Here is a 20,074-nt window from a genome sequence, read left to right as displayed (position 1 = left end):
CCACTCACATTCGGTGCCACGCGCCATCAGACGCAAAAATGCCGTTGAATCCCAAGATCGAGCAGGTGCTCGACATGATCGCGCGCGCGAAGCGCCCGCAGCTTCACGACCTGACGCCGCAGCAGGCGCGCGCGTCTTACGAGAAAAGCGCACCGATTCTGGAGATCGCGAGCGCGCCCATGTTCTCGGTGGAAGATCTGCAAGTGCCGACGCGCGACGGCGCGACGATTCGCGCGCGTCTTTATCAGGCGGTCGAGCCGAGCTGGGCCGAGCCCGCGCCGGCGCTGGTGTATTACCACGGCGGCGGCTTCACGGTCGGCAGTGTCGATACGCACGACGCGTTGTGCCGCATGTTGACGCGCGATGGCCGGTGTGCGGTGTTGTCGGTCGATTACCGGCTCGCGCCCGAGCACAAATTTCCCACCGCCGTTGACGATGCATTCGATGCATTGAGCTGGCTGCACGCGCACGCGGCGGAATACGGTGTGGATGCAGCGCGGCTGGCGGTGGGCGGCGATAGCGCGGGCGGCACCCTGGCCACGGTGTGTGCGGTACTGGCACGCGAGGCGGGCATCGAACTCGTGCTGCAATTGCTGATCTATCCGGGCGCCACGGGCTATCAGCAAACCGATTCGCACTCGCGGCTTGCCAACGGCTTCCTGCTGTCGGGCGACACGATTCAATGGTTCTTCAATCAATACGTGCGCGATAAGAGCGACCGCGACGACTGGCGGTTCGCGCCGCTCGACGGCCAGCGCGGTGCGCCGGATTTCAGCGGCCTCGCTCCGGCATGGATTGCGACCGCCGAATACGATCCGTTAAGCGATGAGGGCGACGCGTACGCGGAGAAACTGCGCGCAGCCGGCAATCAGGTCGCGCTGAAACGCTACCCGGGCATGATTCACGAGTTCTTCAAGATGGGTGGCTTCGTGCCTGGTGTTGCTGAGGCGCATGCGGATGCCGCGTCTGCATTGCGCACGGCGTTCGGGGTCGAGTAGTCAGCGCCTTGTAGTCAAACGTTCGTCAGGCGATCTCGCGTTCCACATTGAATGCGAAGCTGCGCTCGAAGTCGCCCGGCCGTACGATCCGGTGCGAGCCATTGTCGTCGCTGCGCTCAGCGACGGCTACGCCGATCACCTCGTCGTGACTGACCACACGCAATGCAGTCGTGCCGCGCGTGCCGTACTCGGGCGTTTCGATAAACGCCGCCGACAGCGCCCGTTCCCGTTCGAGTGGAATGCCGGTGGACGGCAATTCGTCGTCGCGGGCGAGGCGAGGGTCGCGCATCAGATCGATCAGGCGTTCGAGCGGCGGCATCGCATCACGCGTGAGCATGGTGCCGAGCTCCGCGCGCTTGTTGACCAGCTTCGGCCACGCGGTATCGAGCACTGCGTTCGAGATGCCGTGCGTGCCGGGCGCGAGCAGCATGGGAGCGGCGTTTGACCGGTTGCAGTACCAGGCGAGCTCGCGACGCGTCCAGTCGCCGACGAGCAGATTGAAGCCGTTGTAAATGTCACCGGTTCGCGCGACGTGTTGCAGATAGCCGAGCGGTGTTTCGTGCGTCCCCTGGGCCGCGCCATTTGCGGTGCCGCTGAGCCAGTCGCTGACAAGCGCGCCGCGGGTCGGCGCATCGGCGCGCATTTCATGGGGCGCGCGGTAATTGGTCAGCGCGGCGAACCGGCCGTTGCGCGACATACCGAGCCACGTGCCGCCGCCCACCAGATCGCGGCCGGCCAGGACGGTCGGCGTGTCGTGCCACCAACTGATCGGCTCAGCGGTGCGGCGGAAAAATTCGTCGCGATTCGCGGCGAGCGTGAAGAGCGGGCCGTAGACCGCAGCGGGTCGCCAGTCGAACACGATCAGGCACATCGGGTAGAGTCTCCCGGTGGGTAGTTAGAGTGCCGGCACCGACTGGGCCGCGAATGGATTGCAGATCTTTACTTGTCGCTCGATCACGAGACCATCCTGCATATCTTCGGAATAGAGCGTCTCGCATCCAGCAACCAGCGCTGCGGCCACGATCATCGCGTCATATACGCTCAGACCATAACGTTCGGCAACCCACCTGCCGCGCTCGTGGATTTCAATCGTTAATGGGTCCGTGGGGCATAGCGAGCGGATCAACGAAAGTACCTCGTTGATATCCGGCCACGACATACCGAGCTTGCGCCGCGCTACGTTCGCTACCTCGTTGAGCACTTGAACGCTGATGCGCCCTCCAGCACGGATGGTCGCTTCGGCTCGGTCAGCTTTTGCCGCATCCGCCGAGAGCAGGTAGAGCAATACGTTACTGTCGATAAATGCTTTCACTTCACTCATTCGCATCGTTCCGATCGAATGTGAAGTCGGCTGGAAGCTTGCCGCGGAAATCGCGCAGACGCGCGAGGAAATCTTCTCGGCCAGGTTTCTTTTTCAGCTCGAAAATACGAGCGCTGGCGACCACCACTTCAATATCGTCGCCTTCGTGCAATTCGAGCGCGTCGACCACCGCAGCGGGTAGCCGGATCGCGAGACTGTTGCCCCACTTTGAGACCACCATGGTGTCCCTCAGGAGTTGATATACATGAGAGAAAGTATATCAATTACTGACCGCAGGCTGATGCCTTTGTGAAGCCGGGCCCTGTTTAAACGTCGGTCGGCAGCCCATACGGCAACGTCAGAAACTTCAGCGCCGGGCCATCCGCCGCGCCCAGATGCACCGTTCCGCCTTCCAGCGCCGCGAGCTTGATCTCCACCAGCACATCGACACCGCCCTCCGGCGCCGACGCCGCGTTCACCACCATCCCGCATGGTTGGCCCGGATCGTCCGAGTGGAACAGCTCGGCACCGGCCTTGACCGTCTCCAGTTCGCCCGCCACATTCGCGAGCGAGGTACGCCGCTTGATCGTGCCGCGATACTGGCTGCGCGCCACCACCTCTTGACCCGGATAGCAGCCCTTGCGGAAATTGACCGCGCCGAGCACGTCGAAATTGACCATCTGCGGCACGAACTGCTCGACCACCGGCTGCGTGATGCGCGGTTCGCCCGCGCGAATGTCGAGCCAATCCCATACCGCCGGCGACACGCGCTTGAGCTTCTGGTCAAGCAAGGGCAGGTGCGCCTCGATCGCGGCCTGCGGGCCGACCCACAGATAGCGCAGCCGGCCGAGCGCGTCCGGCACACGAATCAGCGAACCCGCCGTGCCGTCCACTTGCACATGCACGCCGTCCGGCAGCGCATCGAACACGCCGGAGAGCGCCTTGCGCACATCGCCCGCGAGACCGACCACCGCCAGCTCGCTGCTTGCGTCGACGAGCCTGGCCTTGGCGCGCAGGACGAACATGGACAGCCGCTTCTGCACGGCGGCCTGCACGTCTTTCGACACCAGCAGGCGAATCGTCTCGCCCGTGCGCCACGTCAGGAACGACGCCAGCAGGCGGCCCTTGGCCGAGCAATAGCCGGCCAGGCGCGCGTTGGCGGCGTCGAGGTGCTGGGTGTCGTTGGTCAACTGGCCGTGCAGGAAGCTCGCCGCCTCGTCGCCGGTGGCGTCGATTACGCCGAACTGCGTCAGCGGCATGTAGGCGCCGTGTCGGATGACGGCGTCGAACTCATCGGCTTGCGGGCGCGGTAGCGTGGGAAGTCCGACAGGGGTGGAAGCCGTTGCCGGTGCAGCGGCGCCCGCGGACGCAACTGCGGGCGTTACTGGAGTTGTGCCTGAAGCGGTAGCGAGCGGTGTGTTCATGGATTCCGAGAACAGTCAATTCTGACTTTAGCTAAGGCAAACAAGTATTATATGAGGTCCAACCCAGCCACGTTTCGCATGTCCCTTCTGAAGAAATGTTTCGTCGCCGGCTCAATCGTCGTTGTGCTGGCCGCAGCCGCCATTGCAGGCGGATATCACTGGGCCAACAGCCCGCTCGATTTGACCCCCGCGCAACTCGATGTCACCGTCAAACCGCACAGCAGCTTGCGCAGTGTCACGCTGCAGCTCAACCGCGGCGGTGTGCTGGTCGAGCCTGAGCTGTTCGTTATCATGACGCGGCTGCTCGGGCTGCAAAGCGATCTGAAATCCGGCAACTACGAGTTCAAGACGGGCATCACGCCGTATGAAGTGCTGCAAAAAATCGCCCGCGGCGACGTCAACGAATACGTAGCGACCATCATCGAAGGCTGGACCTTCAAGCACATGCGCGCTGAACTGGACGCCAATCCGGCGCTCAAGCACGACACCATCGGCATGAGCGACGCCGATCTGATGAACGCGATCAACGCACCGGAAGCGTCGATCGGCAATGGCGAGGGGCTGTTTTTCCCGGACACCTATCTGTTCGACAAGAACACCAGCGATCTGGACATCTACCGCCGCGCGTACCGGCTGATGCGGCTGCGGCTGGACGAAGCGTGGACCGCGCGCGCGCCGAACCTGCCGTACAAGACCCCGTACGACGCATTGACCATGGCGTCGATCATCGAAAAGGAAACCGGCAAGCGATCCGACCGGCCGTTGGTGGCGGCCGTGTTCGCGAACCGTCTGCGGGTGGGCATGCCGCTGCAAACCGACCCGACCGTGATCTACGGCATGGGTGACAGCTACACCGGCCACATCAGGAAGAAAGACCTGCAGACGGACACTCCTTACAATACGTACACCCGGATGGGGCTTCCGCCAACACCCATCTCACTGCCCGGAGTCGCCTCGCTGGAGGCGGCGATGAACCCGGCGCAATCCACCGCGCTGTATTTCGTATCGCGCGGCGACGGCAGCAGTATCTTTTCTGACACCCTCGGCGATCACAACAAGGCCGTGGACAAATACATTCGAGGGCAATGATGGCGCGGGGCAAATTTATAACGTTTGAGGGCATCGACGGTGCCGGCAAAACCACCCACCTAGGCTGGTTTCGCGAACGACTCGAACAGAAAGTCGCGAGCAGCGGCCGCTCGGTCGTGATGACGCGCGAGCCGGGCGGCACGCCGCTTGGCGAACAGATTCGCGAGATCGTGCTGCATCAGAAGATGGACCTCGAAACCGAGGCGCTGCTGATGTTCGCACTGCGCCGCCAGCATCTCGCCGAAGTGATCGAACCGGCGCTGGCACGCGGCGACTGGGTGCTGTCCGACCGTTTCACCGACGCGACCTTCGCCTACCAGGGCGGTGGCCGCGGCCTGCCGCGCGACAAGCTCGAGACGCTGGAGCGCTGGGTGCAGGGCGGTTTTCAGCCGGACCTGACGGTGCTGTTCGACCTGGCGCCGGAAATCGCCAATGAACGGCGCAGCGCCGCGCGCGATCCGGATCGTTTCGAAAGCGAGTCGGAGGCATTTTTCAACCGCACCCGTGCCGAATATCTGCGCCGCGCGGAAGAGGCGCCGTACCGGTTCGCTATCATTGACTCCGCGCAGAGCATCGTCCGTATTCAGAAACAACTTGAAGAATTGATCACAGTTCTTTGATTTTAAAAGAATATAATCGGAAATTATAAAGGTAGACGAAGTTCGCCTGATGTCTCATCAGGCACTGTCAACCCATTGATTTAAAGAGAAACGATGATTTATCCGTGGCAAGCCGATGACTGGAACCGCCTGCAGCAGTTGCGCGGGCACTGGCCGCATGCCTTGCTGCTGCTGGGCCAGGCGGGGATCGGCAAGCTGCGCTTCGCGCAGCACCTGGCGCAAGGGCTCCTGTGCGAGGCCCAGCAGCCCAACGGCGAGCCCTGCGGCGCCTGCGTGGCGTGCAACTGGTTCACGCAGGGCAATCATCCTGACTATCGGATCGTCGTGCCTGAAGCGCTGGCCGCCGAAGCCGGTCTCGCTAACGCCGCAGACGAAAAAGCCGAGAAGGCCGAAGGCGACGAAGGCAAGAAGACCCGCGCGCCCAGCAAGGAAATCAAGATCGAGCAGATTCGCGGCTTGCTCGATTTCGTCGGCGTCGGTTCGCACCGGGGCGGCGCGCGCGTGGTCGTGCTGTATCCGGCCGAGGGGCTGAATATCGCCGCGGCCAACGCGCTCCTGAAAACGCTCGAAGAACCGCCGGCGGGCGTGGTGTTTCTGATGGTGTCGGCGCGCATCGACCGGCTGTTGCCCACCATTATCAGCCGCTGCCGCCAATGGCCGATGACGATGCCCGCGCCGCAAGTCGCTACCCAGTGGCTCGCCGCGCAAGGCGTCGCCGAAGCGCCCGCGCTGCTCGCGGAGGCAGGCGGCGCGCCGCTCACGGCTCTCGCGCTGGCGAGCGACGAAAACCGCGCGCTGCGTGACTGGACTCTCAAGCAACTGGGCGCCGGCGCCCAGTGCGACGCCTTCGCCTGCGGCGAGGCGCTGCAGAAGCTGCCGGTACCACTCGTGCTCGGCTGGCTGCAACGCTGGATGTACGATTTGCTGGCGCAGCGCACAGCCGGCGCGCCGCGCTATTTTCCGCAGGCGTCGGCGGCGTTGACGCGCTGTGCATCGCAAGCCGACGCCAGCGCGTTCGCGCGCTTCATGCGCACCGTGACGCGCCAGCGCGCTGTCGAGAACCATCCGCTGAACGCGCGGCTAGTGTTCGAAGAACTCTTTATCGGCTATCGCGAGCTGTTCGCGTAAGTCTGTTGATGGCGGACGGGGCAGGCCCGCTTTACCGCGCCGCGCCCGCCCATGCATAGGTCCGCTGATGCGCCTTCCATTTCACGTTCAAAGCACCATGAGCCTTTCCTACCGCGATGCCACGCTCGACGATCTGCCCGCGATCGTCGCCATTTACAACTCGACCGTGCCGTCGCGGCTCGTCACTGCCGATCTTGAGCCGGTGAGCGTCGAAAGCCGTCTGGCGTGGTTTCACGCGCACGGCCCGCAAAAGCGTCCGCTGTGGGTGGTCGAAGATGCGCAGCAGCGCGGCCGCGTGATCGCATGGCTGAGTTTCTCCGACTTCTACGGCCGCCCGGCTTATCAGCGCACCGCCGAAGTGAGCATTTATCTGGACGAAAGCGCGCGCGGCAAGGGTCTCGGCAAGCAATTGCTGGCGGCTTCGCTTGCGGCGGCGCCGGCGCTCGGCATCGACACGGTGCTGGGGTTTATCTTCGGCCACAATGATGCAAGCCTGCGCCTGTTCCGCGGCTTCGGTTTCGACACGTGGGGGTCGCTCGCGCGCGTTGCGGTGCTGGACGGGGTGGAGCGCGATCTGGTGATTCTCGGCAAGCGGCTCGACGCGGCCGCCGCCTGAGTCATAGCCGGATTCACGGCGAGGTCGTGGCCTGATGCACGGCCGGATTCGCGGCCGGATTTACGACCAGGTTCGCGGCGGATGCATGGCCGGATTCACGGCCGGATTCACGACCAGGTTCGCGGCGGATGCACGGCCAGATGCGCGGCCGGATTTACGACCAGGTTCGCGGCGGATGCACGGCCAGATGCGCGGCCGGATTTACCACCAGGTTCGCGGCCGGATGCACACCCAGACTCACGGCCGGATTCACCCCCAGCTATTTATCAGCAGGACATCATCATGTTTGTCGATTCGCACTGCCATATCAACTTCGAAGGACTCGCCGACCGCCTGCCGCAGGTGCTCGAGAACATGCGCAGCCATTCGGTCACGCATGCGCTGTGCGTCTCGGTCGATCTGGAGACGCTGCCCTCGGTGCTCGAAATCGCCAGCCAGCACGAGAACGTCTACGCATCGGTTGGCGTGCATCCGGACCACGAGGACATGCGCGAGCCGAGCCTGGCTGAACTGATCGAACTGGCCGAGCATCCGAAGGTGGTCGCGATCGGCGAGACCGGCCTCGACTACTACCGCCTCGAGGGCCGCACGATCGCCGATATGGAATGGCAGCGAGAGCGCTTTCGCACCCATATCCGCGCGGCGCATGCCACGCAGAAGCCGCTGATCATCCATACGCGTTCGTCGTCGGAAGATACGCTGCGCATCATGGCTGAGGAGCGCGCGAGCGAGCCGGGCGGCGTGATGCACTGCTTCACCGAGCCGTGGGCGGTCGCCGAGCAGGCGTTGGCGCAGAATTTTTACATTTCGCTGTCGGGCATCGTCACGTTCAAGAGTGCGACCGAGGTGCAGGATGTGGCACGCCGCGTGCCGCTCGACCGTTTGCTGATCGAAACCGATTCGCCGTACCTCGCGCCCGTGCCGTATCGCGGCAAGCCTAATGAACCTGCGTACGTAAGTTATGTCGGACGCTTCATCGCACAACAACGCGACATGCCGGATACGGCGCTTGCCGCCGCGACCACACAAAACTTCTTCCGGCTCTTCAAGATTCCCGCGCCGGCTGGCGCGTGACCGATCAAGCCGATAAATATCAAATGGATAGGGAAGCTTCCTAAAGCAAAATATGACGAATCATTCGACTTCGACCACCGCGTTTCAAGAGGCTTCAACCGTGCAAATCGCCCTCGCTTCGGCACGTCGCAGGGTGTCGCGCGCGACGCTGGCCGCCACGCTCGCCTGCGCCGCGCTGACCTCGCTGGTCGCTTCGCCGGTTCACGCCGCGCCGATCGACTCGCTTATCAAGTCGGTCAAATTCGACGACGTCGACGGCGTCAACAAGCTGCTCGCCAAGGGCATGGACCCGAACAGCGTCGACAACCAGGGTATGCCGCTGCTGGTGATCGCCGCGCGCGAGAAGTCGGACAAGGTGGGCGCCGCGCTGGTGGCCAATCCGAAGACCAACATCGAGATTCAGGACAAGGCTGGCGAGAACGCGATGATGATGGCCGCGTTGAACGGCGACCTCGATTTCGTCAACCTGCTGATCGCGAAGGACGCCGAGGTCAACAAGAAGGGCTGGGCGCCATTGCACTACGCGGCCGCGAACGGTCACGACGATATCGTCAAGGTCCTGCTCGACCATTCGGCCTACGTCGACGCCGGCTCGCCCAACGGCACCACGCCACTGATGATGGCCGCGCGTGGCGGTCATGTGTCGACCGTGAAGCTTCTGCTCGACAACGGCGCGGACCTCACGGTGAAAAACCAGATCGGCCTGACGGCGCTCGATTTCGCGAAGACCTACAAGGAGCCGGACGTGGTCGAAGGACTCACCGCGCGCCTGCAGCAGATGCAGCAGAAGTGAGTGGTGCGAAGAACCGGTGCGCCGGCTGCCGGAGCATCGGCCACCGGTACGCTGAATACCGAGGCATTGACCCTGGAATTACCGGCTGCCAGCCCCCGAATTACACAAATTTGCCTGAAGATAGCGCTTGCAGCCCTGCTGCCGCTTCGCAAAACAGTGCAGAATGACGACTCGGCGTGCCTCATGGCGCGCCGTTCGATGCGGCGCGAGACCGCCTGATAAACGACCCTGGAAAGGAACACCATGCTGCGGGCTTTGATTTTTACCAGCGCGCTTGCCGTACCGCTATCGGCAGCCGCGTTTACGGGAGGCGACCTCAACAAGCTGTGCACGAAGACCGATGTGGCATCGCGTAGTGCATGTGCCGCATACATCGAAGGCGCCGCCGACGGCATCTTCAACACGATCGACGCGATCGGCGGCACCACCGGGCCGCGCGTCGGCCAGTACTTCTGCCTGCCGGCAGACGCGCGTTCGGCGCAACTCACCGACGCGGTACGCAAGTACATCGCGGAAAATCCGATCGTCGCGGGCTACAACGCCAGCACGGCGATCTCGCTGGGACTCGGCAAGGCGTTCCCTTGCAGGAGCGGTAGTTGAACTGACGCGAAATAGAAGCTCTTCTGGGGCGCTTCAATTCCGCTTAAATCCCGGCCAGCCCTTTTTCAGAAATGGCTGGCTCGATCACCTTTCTCCCGTCCATACAGAAAACCGTCCTGGCTGTTTGAAGGGCCTTGCGCGTCGGCTGCATTGAGGCATCGACGGTGCTGTGTTTTGGCGCATTAATGCATTCAGCGCGAAGTGACCTTCGGATATGGACCGTTCTCTGCGACGCTTTGCCTCCTGCTCTCTCGTGGCGGTGAGACTGCAATTTATTAAAACTTAGCCAATACCAATATCAATACGACAACCGGCAGCGCGATATTAATCGTGACCGGAAATTTATTGGCGAGCGCATTTTATTTTCTTTCATTAGGCTCACCCGTGTAAGAAATCAGGATATAAATTTATATTCATATCCGAAACGTAGTTGTTTTCCATTGCTGGAATTGCTTGCAAAGGGAGTTGATATGAAGCTTTGCAAATATCTTTCAGTATCCATTTTTGCTGTGGCCATAAGCAATTTTTCTTATGCTTCTCCTGTTGGGCAGACACTTTCTTGTCCTTCTGTCGCGCAAATAAAGGAAATGTGCGACCACAAAGGCGGATGTTTCTATGAGGCTATTGCAGCCAACGGTCAAAAATGGCGTGGTGAGAATCCTATGGGCAGCAAAGGTGGGGTGGCGACTTTTGCTTTTAATGAGGATATATCAGGAATGACGGCACCAAAGAAAAATATATTGCTTGTGATTATTTCGGCAACACTCCTGCGTCGGGAGCACGTATGGCCTTATTTTATGATGTACGCATGAATGCTGCCCCAATCGGTAATTCATGGAAGAATGAAGAGCAGCCGTCTCCGAATAAAGGCCTGGTATTGGCACGTTGCCCTGAATACAGCCCCTCTCCCAACTCATCTCCTGTAGCATGCACCTTTAAAATCTCAAACTATTAGGCCATAAAATAGCTGGATAACAGCGTGTGGCAAAAGTAGTTCCCTCATTCTGCATCATAAGCCCTTCGCCTCACGTGCTATCTGACGTACAGCGTGCAGAAGACAGTACAAGGCGGATGGGCGGACAACAAGTCAGCATGCTACGTCTTTAACGGCAATTTCCGGATCGATAAGTCTTGTGTATGGACTTCCGTCAGGTTTCTCCCCGCCAGCCGCGCTTTAGCCGATACCCCGCTGCAACAGGCCTTCCGCAGAAGCAATGCGCCCTTCATTTCAACGCCCCACGATTTCAGCCGTATCCTCCGAAGCCTCCATGCATGGCTTCGTGCGTTGATCTTCCCGGTCATCGCCGTGGTGTTATACCGGTTGCAGATGGACCCAGCCGCTCATCCACGCGCCGATGAGTGCAACTGATCACGCACCAAAGCGGTCGAATGCCCATCTGACTCATGAACCGGGCCCGGTTTCGTACGCTTCACCTGTCTGACATCATCGGCGCGTTACAGCGCCTGAGGCATGCCGGGCGCATGAAGCGCAAAAACCGCGCTGTGCGAACCAGGGAGGACTACCAACATGGGCCGACTGATCGTCGTGTCGAATCGCGTCGCAACGCCGACGGAAACCAAAGGATCAGCAGGCGGCCTCGCGGTCGGCGTGTTCGGCGCGCTGAAGGACGCGGGGGGCGTGTGGTTCGGCTGGAGCGGCGACGTGGTGAGCGAGACCGTCGCCAACGCGGGTCCCACGCTGGAGCAGGACGGCGCGGTGACCTTCGCGACCGTCGGCCTCACGCGCAAGGATTACGACCAGTACTACCGGGGCTTTTCGAACGCGACGCTGTGGCCGGTGTTCCACTACCGCAACGACCTTGCGCGCTACGAGCGCGAAGAGTACGCAGGCTACCGGCGCGTCAACGCATGGCTCGCGCACAAGCTGATCAAGTTGCTCGAACCCGACGACGTGATCTGGATTCACGACTACCATCTGATCCCGTTCGCCGAAGCGCTGCGCGCCGCCGGCATCACGAACCGCATCGGCTTCTTCCTGCACATTCCGTTTCCCGCACCGCAGATTCTGCTCAACATTCCGCCGCACGAAGAGCTGGTGAAATCGCTGTCGTGCTACGACCTGCTGGGCTTCCAGACCGCGACCGATGAACTCGCTTTCCACGACTACGTGACGCGCCACGCGCGCGGCACCGTGAGCGGCGGCAATCACGTCGAAGCCTTCGGCCGCAAGCTGCGCACTGGCGTCTATCGGATCGGCGTGTTCCCCGATGAAATCGCCGAGCAGGCGCAACGCTACGAAAGCCGCCAGCACGTGCTCGACCTCAAGCAGAGCCTGGAAGGCCGCAAGCTGATCATGAGCGTCGACCGGCTCGATTATTCGAAGGGGCTCGTCGAACGTTTTCGTGCCTTCGAACAACTGCTGGAACGTTCGCCCGAATGGCGCGGCAATGTCACGCTGGTGCAGATCGCGCCGCCTACCCGGTCGGACGTCGCCACCTATCAGAAGATCCGCCAGGATCTCGAATACGAAGCGGGGCGCATCAACGGCCGTTATTCGGGCCTCGACTACACGCCGATCCGCTATCTGAATCAACAGTACGACCGCTGGAAGCTGATGTCGCTGTTTCGCGAGTCGCAGATCGGTTTTGTCACGCCGCTGCACGACGGGATGAACCTGGTCGCGAAGGAATATGTCGCCGCGCAAAATCCCGACGATCCGGGCGTGCTAGTGTTGTCGATTTTCGCGGGCGCGGCGGCGGAGTTGAGCGGCGCGCTGCTGGTCAATCCACACGATGCGATCGGCATGTGCGAAGCCTTGCAGCGCGCGCTGCAAATGCCGCTCGATGCGCGTCAGCGGCGGCACGAGATCAACATGGCGGCGCTACGCAAGAACGACCTTGGCGTGTGGCGCGATACCTTTCTGAACGATTTGCGCAATGTGCCCGTGCAGCAGCCGGGCAAGGGCGGCGGGCATAAGTGATGATGCGTTTGAACGAAGTGGTTTTACCGGGCGCGCGGCAGTGCGCGTTTGACCGAACGGCGGCCGCATGCTGAGGACCTTGGCCATCGCGGGCTATCGGTCGCTACGCGAGTTGATCGTGCCGCTCGAGCAGTTGAATGTGATCACGGGTGCGAATGGCAGCGGTAAATCGAGTGTGTATCGCTCGCTGCGGTTACTGGCTGAGACCGCGCGCGGCGGCGTGATTACGTCGCTCGCGCGCGAGGGTGGTTTGCAATCCACGTTGTGGGCTGGACCCGAACGCTTTTCGCGGGCGGTTTTGGCCGGTGAGTTCCCAGTTGAACCACTGCGCCGTAAGGAACCGGTGAGTCTGCGGCTCGGCTTTTCAGGCGATGAATTCGGCTATGCGATCGATCTGGGATTGCCGCCGCTCGATCGAGCCACCCGGTTCCCGCTCGACCCCACGATCAAACGCGAATGCATCTGGAGCGGGCCGGTGCTGCGTCCGTCGGCCTTGCTGGTCGACCGGCACGTCGCCGCGCTGCGCACGCGTGACGAGCAGGGCGACTGGCAAACCATCCCACAACCCGTCGCCAGTTTCGACAGCATGATGACGGAGTTCTCCGACCCGCGCACCGCCCCCGAGATGATTACGGTGCGCGAGCAGATTCGCTCGTGGCGCTTTTATGACCACTTCCGTACGGATGCCGACGCGGCCGTGCGTCTGCCGCAGATCGGCACGCATACGCCGGTGCTCTCGAACGACGGCGCGGATCTCGCCGCGGCCTTGCAGACCATCCGCGAGATCGGCGACCCCGTCGCACTCGATGCCGCCATCGACGACGCCTTTCCCGGCTCGCGCCTCGACATCGAGACGCAGGACGGCCGTTTCGAAGTGTCGATGCAGCAACACGGTCTGCTGCGGCCGCTGAAGGGCGCGGAACTGTCGGACGGTACCTTGCGCTATCTGCTGCTGGTGGCCGCGCTGTTGACGCCGCGTCCGCCCGCGCTGCTGGTGCTGAACGAACCGGAGACGAGCTTGCATCCGGACCTGCTGCCGGCGCTTGCGCGGCTCATCGCGCGGGCCTCCATGCATTCGCAGGTGCTGGTGGTGTCGCACGCGGCACGGCTGATCGCGGCGCTCGAGCGGGAGGACGGCAGCCAGTCGATCGTGCTCGAAAAGCACTTCGGCGCGACGCGCATCGCCGATGCGGACGATCGTGACCTGCCGGCCTGGAAATGGCCGACGCGGTAGGCATGGCTAAGGGCGGTGTTAGGACAGAGGCTAGCGACGCACCTAAGCGGCGCAGCTAAACCACGTACCCAAGCCACGCACCAAAGCGAAGTACCAAAGCGAAGTACCAAAGCGAACCACTGAGGGAACAAAGCCGACCCCACCGTATGTAAGCTGGATGTAACATCGCGCAGCAATTGCAAGGGCAAGCGCTTTTTGTTGCGCTGTGGTGAATAATGCTTTGATGCGAGTGGTGCAGGCAGACGCGCGGCGTTGCCTGACATGGATTGGGAAGAACTGGCGCGGCCCTATGCTCAGCGCCGCTGACGCGCACCGCCATCGGCGCAAGCCGTCAGTTCACGGAGACAAAATATGAAGATTGCGCAGATCGCCCCCTTGACCGAGTCGGTGCCGCCCAAGCTGTATGGCGGGACGGAGCGCGTCGTGTCCTATATCACCGAGGCGCTGGTCGACCTCGGACACGACGTGACACTGTTCGCGAGCGGCGACTCCGTCACCAGCGCAAAGCTCGAAGCGGTATGGCCGCGCGCGCTGCGTCTGGATCCGGGCATTCGCGACCGTGTCGCGCCCCACATGCTGTTGATGGAACTGGTGCGCCGCCAGGCGGAAAACTTCGACGTACTGCATTTTCACCTCGACTACTACTCCTTTTCAGTCTTCAAACGCCAGGACACACCGTTCGTCACGACGATGCACGGCCGTCTCGACTTGCCCGAGCAGCAGCCGGTGTTCGACACCTTCAACACCGCGCCGGTGATCTCGATTTCAAATGCGCAGCGTCATCCGTTGCCGCAGGCCAGGTGGCTCACCACTGTCTATCACGGTCTGCCGGAACAGCTCTACACGCCGCAGCCCGTCGAGCAGAAGTACCTCGCGTTTCTCGGCCGTATTTCGCCCGAGAAGCGAGTGGACACGGCGATCCGGATTGCCGGCCGATGCGGCATGCAGATCCGCATCGCCGCGAAAGTGGACGCCGCCGACCGTGAGTACTTCGAACGTGAGATCCGACCGTTGCTGGACTTGCCGTATGTCGAGTTCATTGGCGAAATCGCGGATAACCAGAAGGCTGAGTTTCTCTCGGGCGCCCATGCGCTGCTTTTCCCGATCGACTGGCCAGAGCCGTTCGGCCTCGTGATGATCGAAGCGATGGCATGCGGCACGCCCGTGATCGCGTTTAACCGCGGTTCGGTGCCGGAGGTGCTGGAAGACGGCGTGACAGGCTTTATCGTCGAAGACGAGATCGGTGCGGTGGCGGCGGTCAATCGCCTGCATAAGGTACCGCGCACAGGCGTGCGGCAACGCTTCGAGGAGCGCTTCACCTCGCATCGGATGGCGCAGCAGTATGTGGACGCGTATCAATCGGTGATTCGCGCGCAGAAGCGTGCACGCTTCAAGGTGATCGATACGTCGGGAAGTTGAGCGGCATTTCGCTGACGCAGGCGCCAGCGCAAAAAAGAACGGCGGTGCAGTGCGCATCGCCGTTTTTTATTGCCGCCGCAACGAGGCTAAAGAGTCTTGAGGGACCACGTCAGACCTGCCAGGGCAACCGCGCCACGGCGGGAAGCGGCTGCCTGGAACTACCGCAACTGTACCGAACCCATGGAGCACCGGCGCTCGCCTGACGGATTGGCCTGCGTCTGGCCCGGCTGCCGCCGCGTGCGAAACCGGCGGGTCAGGCGCAGGCCGTAAACCGGGCGCCCGCCTAGATCTTCAGGCGCGAAACCTTGGTGCCCTGCAGCGAGATATCGGCCATCAGGCCGGTATTGGTCAAGATGAATACTTCGACCGGTGCCGTCGCCGTGGTCGTGTCGATCGCGCCGTTGGCGCCCATCTTCACCAGCGCGACGGAGGCGTCGGCGCCTACCGACCAGCCGTCTGCATTGCGGAATTTGTCGAGCGCGTCCTGCGTCATGAACAGGAAGATGATGGCCTTCGACTGCGCGCCCGCCTGCAGACCGAACGAACCGGAAATCGTGCTGTAGTAGCCCACCGTGCCGCCGCCCACGCGCAGCGAACCTTCGCCGTACTGGCCGCCGACGACGAAGCCCGCTTGCAGAACCGACGGGAACACCAGCACTCCGCGCGCCTTGGAGACGAGTTCGCGCGAACCCTTCACGGTTGTGAACAGCCGCGACATGGTGCCGTCGACGCTGGCGTCGATCGACTGGCGTTTGGATGCATCAGTGGAGGGCGTATCGTGCTTGCTGCCGGTTGTCGTGCAACCAGCGAGTGAAAGGCCTCCGAAAGCGAGCGCAGCGGTAGTCTTCAACATGAAGTTTCGTCTTTGCATCGTTTTTCTCCATCATGGTTCCTGGGCACAACCTCGTGTGGTGTTGCCGGGTTGCCTTTGAGTTATATCACACGCAAGCCTAAACGGCGTACTTCGTCGTTTCGCGAAAAGCCTTGTGTGGCGGGGGTTTGCGTCCAATCGTAAGGTGCTTTGATGTAATTTTGACCGGCATCAGAAGCGTGTTGAAAGAAGCGCGGACAGCGCGTTCGAATGGGCTCCCGACGAGCAGTGCCTCGCATGGCTCAGCATGTCGGCGGCGGGGTCGACAGCGTATTAAGTGCCCGTTTTTACCGATTTTTTGCCGTTGCGATTCGCGTTGAAATCGAACTGAAAGTGTTGCCTCGACGCCGCATCCTCACCCGTGGTTCGCCGGACTCTTGACCGGCGGGCGCCGCAATGCACGGCGAATCATGCCGATCAACACGCCAATCACGAACAGCGTGACAGCCGGCACGATCCAGTAGCCGACGAATGCGTGCCAGAGGTAAGCCATGAGCGTAGAGCGGCGCATGCTGTATTCATCGCGGGCATCCTGCTGGCGCGGCGCATTGGCGGCCAGCACATCCGCCGGACAGCCGGCGGCTTGCGCCTCAGCGGGCTTGCCATGGCAGTGCGCGGGCGCGCCGGCCGCGCGTTGGGCGCCGGTGAAATTCCAGGTGGTCAGCGCCCGGTCGAGGTCGACGGCGTTGTACGCCATTTCCTCCCGGATCTCGCTGACCGCAACGATCGCCACGGGCACGGCCCAGAATACGATGACGACCAGCCACCGCCTCAACCAGCGGTTTTTATGCTTCGATACCATCCTTGCCTCCGATGGATGCTCTGCAGCACCAACGACAAGATGGCGGCCCGTTCAATGTTGTGTATGGGGTGGGCCGTCTCCGCAGCCATCATAGAAGAAAAACGACGCGCTCGGGCGGATGGACTCTGAGGGGTAGGGTGGCGCGAGGGCGAGGCATTACAGCGGGGAGCAGGAGTCAGGCAAGAAGCAGGGCAGCAGCCGCGCCGGACAATGGCGCGGCCCTGTTCGAGCAACACGTGGTAGGGCGCGCGGCGTGTGGGCCGCGCCGATGGTCCCGCGTTTAGTTTAGTTAGCGGGCTTCGACGACAGGCAGGTGCTCATGAAGGCCTTGCGGTCATCGCCTTTCTTGCCGGTAGCCTGGACATTGCACGCCTTCATCTTGTCCTGCTGGCTCATCGGCGCGGCAGCGGCCGGCTTGGCCGACAGGCAGGTTTTCATGAAGGCTGTACGGTCGTCGCCTTTCTTGCCGGCGGCCTGCTTGTTACAGTCGGCCATTTTCGTTTGCTGGCTGTTCTGCGCGAACACCGGCGAAACGAGGACCGCGCCCAGCACCAGCGTAGCGATAGCGGATTGGATTTTCATGTGACACTCCATCGGTGGTGAAAACGTTTTTGGTCGTTCGTGCGCGGGCTTTAACGGCGTGGAGGCTGCCCCGGCGCGTCCATTATGGCAAATGCTGTCTGCGAGAACGGACAGAAGCGCATTCCGGTTGACAAGCGCTCACGCTGGTTTTCCCCTACGCGGCGAGGCGCGGCAATACGCTTGCGATTGAAACGGCTGAGTTCGTAGCCGCGTCAAAATATGCTATGTAATCCGCACTAATTGGCGGGAACGCATGTAAATGAATTAGCACTTCATCATTCGATTCGGATGTCAAAATATGAAGCATTCAATCCGTATTGCTGCAGATGCAAATGAATAGGAAATCGGCAGAAAATCCCGTTGTCGATCATAAGGGTAATATTGACCAGAATCGCTGTTTCCGGACCCTGTTCGTCAACTTTGTCACCCAGGCCAAAGGAGACCCGCCATGCACTATCTGTTGATGTATGACCTCGTGCCGGACTATCTCGAGCGGCGCGGCACCTATCGTGACGACCATCTGAAACTCGCTTGGGCGGCGGTGGGCCGCGGTGAATTGCAGTTGGCCGGAGCGTTGACCGAACCGGTGGATACTGCCGTGCTGCTTTTCGAAGGCGACTCTCCCGCTGCCGCCGAAGCCTTTGCCAAGGCCGATCCGTATGTGCTCGCGGGGCTCGTGACGCGCTGGCGCGTACGCCCATGGATGACAGTGGCGGGTGAGGGCGCGGCTAACCCTGTGCGCTAGAAGCCAGCTCATCGGCCACACTTGTGTGGCATCGAAAGGAATGCGAATAGCATACGCGAGGCGCTGTGCTGACTTGCGCGACCATGGCGTCATGGCCTTAGCCGGGCGCTATCCATCCAGTGCGCCCAGGCACTGCGCGGCTACGCGAAAATACGTAAAAAACCCGGAAAAATGCGTTGCGCTCATGCGCTGATTTCATAAAAGCCATTCCCGGCTGTTACGGTGTCATTGTGCCGTGCAATAGCATGCTTCGCCGTCGGAACCGACAACGGTTCTGTTACAGCAATGCGTGAAATGACGCAGCAAAAATGACAAGTTTGTTTCCATCCGTAACACTTGTCTCAGTGATATTCACGCAAACCCTGGTGATGGTATGCTTCGTGCACAAATTCTCCCATGCACGAGTGAGACCACGTTTTGTGCTTCGCAATAGGGACAAACCGCACTAATGCAGTGCGACATTGCCCAACAACCAGAACGTACAAAACATATTTGTGCAACCGCGGGCTGCACACGGATCGTGAAAGTTGAATCCGTGGCTGTCCAAAGCCGCGGCCCGGCCAGGCTGCGTGGAGAAAACCCCATGTTTTTCGATGAGCTAAGCAATGACGAATGGGCGCTGCTGGCAGCGCTTGTCTCTGATGAGCCAGCCGTCCGTCTCAACCGACGCGGCCGGCCCCGCGCCGAACCGCGCATCGTGGCGAATGCGGTCCTGTGGATTCTGACAACCGGTGAACCCTGGTCGAAGCTGCCAGGCCGTTATCCGTCAGGTCCCACATGCCGGCGCCGTTTCGAAGAATGGCAGTTGAACGGCACCCTCCTCGAGATGGTTCGGCTGTTGTCGCACACCGGGCGTACCTTCGCGTACGTCCCCCAACCGGCGCCGCCCGTCGCGGCCAAACCCGCGGCGCCGGTAGCAGAAACCCCGAGCGCGCGTGACGAAAGTCTGCGTGGCGTGTCGTGGAAGAGCCCTGAGTCGTGGCAGGCGCCCGGCGTGTCGAGCAGCCTGAGCAAGTGGCGTTCGGCTGATCCGATCGCCGATATCACGCGCCAGTTGTCCGGGCTGACGAATGTGCCGCCGGTGTCGCGCGCACCCTCGGCACCGGCGGCACCCCCGGCGTCTTCGTCGCTCGCAACTCGGCCAGCAACGCGTGCCGATCTGCAAGGCATGGACGAAGCGCGGGCGGTGGGCGCGGCCATGCACGGTCTGGATACGGCGATCACGTCGGCACGCCGCGCGCATCAGCTCGATGATCAGCGCAGCCCGCTGACAATGAGTCTCGCGCCACGCGGCACCCAGATCGACGACTCGCGCGGCTATGTGATCTATGTTGCGGCGGAGCAGGTGCCCAACGTCATGTATCGCGCGTGGGCGGAGATCATGAGGGACGGCAAACGCGTCGAGCGTTCCGGCCTCGTCGGTCCGCGCTTTGCGCAAGCCAACGCGGCGGAGCAATACGCGCTCGAATGGGCGCGGCAGTGGATCGATCGTGAATCCCGCACGCAGGCGGCGGCCGAGGCCGCACCCGCGGTCAACCCGGCTGCGGCGGTGGCGCGTCCGTTGCCGGCCATGCGGCATGTGCCGGAGCCCGTCACGGCAAATCACGGCGGCCCTTTGCACGGTCCGCTCAATGCGTTCCGTGGACCACTGCGCCGTTATCCAGGCGAACCGGCCGCCCCCGGCCCCGCGCCCGCGACCGAAGGCAATGCGTCGGATCGTTTTCCGTCGTACCCAGAACTCATCTCCCATGCGGGATGAGCGCGGCTGCAAGCGCGGCGGCTAGCGCGGCTGCAAGCGCAGCGATACCGCAGCAATACCTCGCGGCCGGTAGGAGCAA

21 protein-coding genes are annotated in these 20,074 nt (G+C 62.0%); 14 read left to right on the top strand and 7 right to left on the bottom strand.

Features of this window, described 5'->3' with window-relative positions:
• Positions 1–38 precede the first annotated feature (38 nt).
• The gene (locus P0D84_RS10290; protein WP_408335708.1) at positions 39–998 is read left to right on the top strand and encodes an alpha/beta hydrolase; all 960 of its coding nucleotides are present in this window, start codon (positions 39–41) and stop codon (positions 996–998) included.
• A 25-nt stretch (positions 999–1,023) separates the two neighbouring features.
• Here P0D84_RS10290 and P0D84_RS10285 read toward each other — a convergent pair whose 3' ends face one another.
• The 4 genes from P0D84_RS10285 to ygfZ all read right to left on the bottom strand — a co-directional run bounded on the left by P0D84_RS10285 (position 1,024) and on the right by ygfZ (position 3,722).
• Complete coding sequence (locus P0D84_RS10285) at positions 1,024–1,869, bottom strand: NRDE family protein (RefSeq protein WP_408335705.1); 846 nt, start codon at positions 1,867–1,869, stop codon at positions 1,024–1,026.
• A 24-nt stretch (positions 1,870–1,893) separates the two neighbouring features.
• Positions 1,894–2,319 carry a PIN domain-containing protein gene (locus tag P0D84_RS10280; protein WP_408335702.1) on the bottom strand — a complete coding sequence of 142 codons (426 nt, stop codon included), beginning with the start codon at positions 2,317–2,319 and terminating at the stop codon, positions 1,894–1,896.
• A complete protein-coding gene (locus tag P0D84_RS10275; protein WP_408335480.1) occupies positions 2,312–2,539 on the bottom strand; it encodes an AbrB/MazE/SpoVT family DNA-binding domain-containing protein in 228 nt (75 codons plus the stop codon). Before P0D84_RS10275 ends, P0D84_RS10280 begins: the two co-directional genes overlap by 8 nt.
• An 85-nt stretch (positions 2,540–2,624) precedes the next feature.
• Entirely contained in the window at positions 2,625–3,722 is a 1,098-nt protein-coding gene (gene ygfZ / locus P0D84_RS10270) for a CAF17-like 4Fe-4S cluster assembly/insertion protein YgfZ (protein ID WP_408335698.1), read from the bottom strand.
• A gap of 78 nt (positions 3,723–3,800) precedes the next feature.
• Between ygfZ and mltG the strand changes: the two genes are divergently transcribed.
• The 11 genes from mltG to P0D84_RS10215 all read left to right on the top strand — a co-directional run bounded on the left by mltG (position 3,801) and on the right by P0D84_RS10215 (position 15,236).
• Positions 3,801–4,811, top strand: a complete 1,011-nt coding sequence (mltG, locus tag P0D84_RS10265) for an endolytic transglycosylase MltG (protein WP_408335695.1) — start codon at positions 3,801–3,803, stop codon at positions 4,809–4,811.
• The gene (gene tmk / locus P0D84_RS10260; RefSeq protein WP_408335692.1) at positions 4,811–5,431 is read left to right on the top strand and encodes a dTMP kinase; all 621 of its coding nucleotides are present in this window, start codon (positions 4,811–4,813) and stop codon (positions 5,429–5,431) included. Before mltG ends, tmk begins: the two co-directional genes overlap by 1 nt.
• Positions 5,432–5,524: 93 nt before the next feature.
• A complete protein-coding gene (locus tag P0D84_RS10255) occupies positions 5,525–6,559 on the top strand; it encodes a DNA polymerase III subunit delta' (RefSeq protein ID WP_408335689.1) in 1,035 nt (344 codons plus the stop codon).
• A 97-nt stretch (positions 6,560–6,656) separates the two neighbouring features.
• Positions 6,657–7,175, top strand: a complete 519-nt coding sequence (locus P0D84_RS10250; protein ID WP_408335686.1) for a GNAT family N-acetyltransferase — start codon at positions 6,657–6,659, stop codon at positions 7,173–7,175.
• A gap of 282 nt (positions 7,176–7,457) precedes the next feature.
• Positions 7,458–8,249, top strand: coding sequence for a TatD family hydrolase (locus tag P0D84_RS10245; protein WP_408335683.1), 792 nt, complete (start codon positions 7,458–7,460; stop codon positions 8,247–8,249).
• Between the two features lie 52 nt (positions 8,250–8,301).
• Positions 8,302–9,042: an ankyrin repeat domain-containing protein gene (locus tag P0D84_RS10240; protein ID WP_408335680.1), complete on the top strand. Its 741-nt coding sequence runs from the start codon at positions 8,302–8,304 to the stop codon at positions 9,040–9,042.
• 243 nt (positions 9,043–9,285) lie between these two features.
• Positions 9,286–9,642 (top strand): Rap1a/Tai family immunity protein, encoded by a 357-nt coding sequence (locus P0D84_RS10235; RefSeq protein ID WP_408335677.1) that lies wholly within the window; start codon positions 9,286–9,288, stop codon positions 9,640–9,642.
• A gap of 470 nt (positions 9,643–10,112) precedes the next feature.
• Complete coding sequence (locus P0D84_RS10230; RefSeq protein ID WP_408335674.1) at positions 10,113–10,454, top strand: hypothetical protein; 342 nt, start codon at positions 10,113–10,115, stop codon at positions 10,452–10,454.
• A gap of 716 nt (positions 10,455–11,170) precedes the next feature.
• On the top strand, positions 11,171–12,583 hold the full coding sequence (otsA, locus tag P0D84_RS10225) for an alpha,alpha-trehalose-phosphate synthase (UDP-forming) (RefSeq protein WP_408335671.1): 1,413 nt from the start codon (positions 11,171–11,173) through the stop codon (positions 12,581–12,583).
• A 67-nt stretch (positions 12,584–12,650) separates the two neighbouring features.
• Positions 12,651–13,817, top strand: a complete 1,167-nt coding sequence (locus P0D84_RS10220) for an AAA family ATPase (protein ID WP_408335668.1) — start codon at positions 12,651–12,653, stop codon at positions 13,815–13,817.
• A gap of 351 nt (positions 13,818–14,168) precedes the next feature.
• Positions 14,169–15,236, top strand: coding sequence for a glycosyltransferase family 4 protein (locus P0D84_RS10215; protein WP_408335665.1), 1,068 nt, complete (start codon positions 14,169–14,171; stop codon positions 15,234–15,236).
• 283 nt (positions 15,237–15,519) lie between these two features.
• On the opposite strand, the gene P0D84_RS10210 is transcribed toward P0D84_RS10215, so the two are convergent.
• From P0D84_RS10210 to P0D84_RS10200, 3 genes are all read right to left on the bottom strand, one after another.
• Positions 15,520–16,107, bottom strand: a complete 588-nt coding sequence (locus tag P0D84_RS10210) for a BPSL1445 family SYLF domain-containing lipoprotein (RefSeq protein WP_408335662.1) — start codon at positions 16,105–16,107, stop codon at positions 15,520–15,522.
• 355 nt (positions 16,108–16,462) lie between these two features.
• Positions 16,463–16,909: a hypothetical protein gene (locus P0D84_RS10205; protein WP_408335659.1), complete on the bottom strand. Its 447-nt coding sequence runs from the start codon at positions 16,907–16,909 to the stop codon at positions 16,463–16,465.
• A gap of 285 nt (positions 16,910–17,194) precedes the next feature.
• A complete protein-coding gene (locus P0D84_RS10200) occupies positions 17,195–17,491 on the bottom strand; it encodes a PsiF family protein (protein ID WP_408335656.1) in 297 nt (98 codons plus the stop codon).
• Positions 17,492–17,939: 448 nt separating this feature from the next.
• Here P0D84_RS10200 and P0D84_RS10195 point away from each other — a divergent pair, with 448 nt between their 5' ends.
• Complete coding sequence (locus P0D84_RS10195) at positions 17,940–18,236, top strand: YciI-like protein (RefSeq protein WP_408335653.1); 297 nt, start codon at positions 17,940–17,942, stop codon at positions 18,234–18,236.
• A gap of 583 nt (positions 18,237–18,819) precedes the next feature.
• On the top strand, positions 18,820–19,995 hold the full coding sequence (locus P0D84_RS10190; protein ID WP_408335650.1) for a DUF6566 family protein: 1,176 nt from the start codon (positions 18,820–18,822) through the stop codon (positions 19,993–19,995).
• Positions 19,996–20,074 lie beyond the last annotated feature (79 nt).

Source organism: Paraburkholderia sp. RL17-337-BIB-A, assembly GCF_046025895.1.
In the GTDB taxonomy this organism is placed as follows: Bacteria; Pseudomonadota; Gammaproteobacteria; order Burkholderiales; family Burkholderiaceae; genus Paraburkholderia; species Paraburkholderia fungorum_C.
This window is presented reverse-complemented; position numbering and strand designations above follow the sequence as displayed.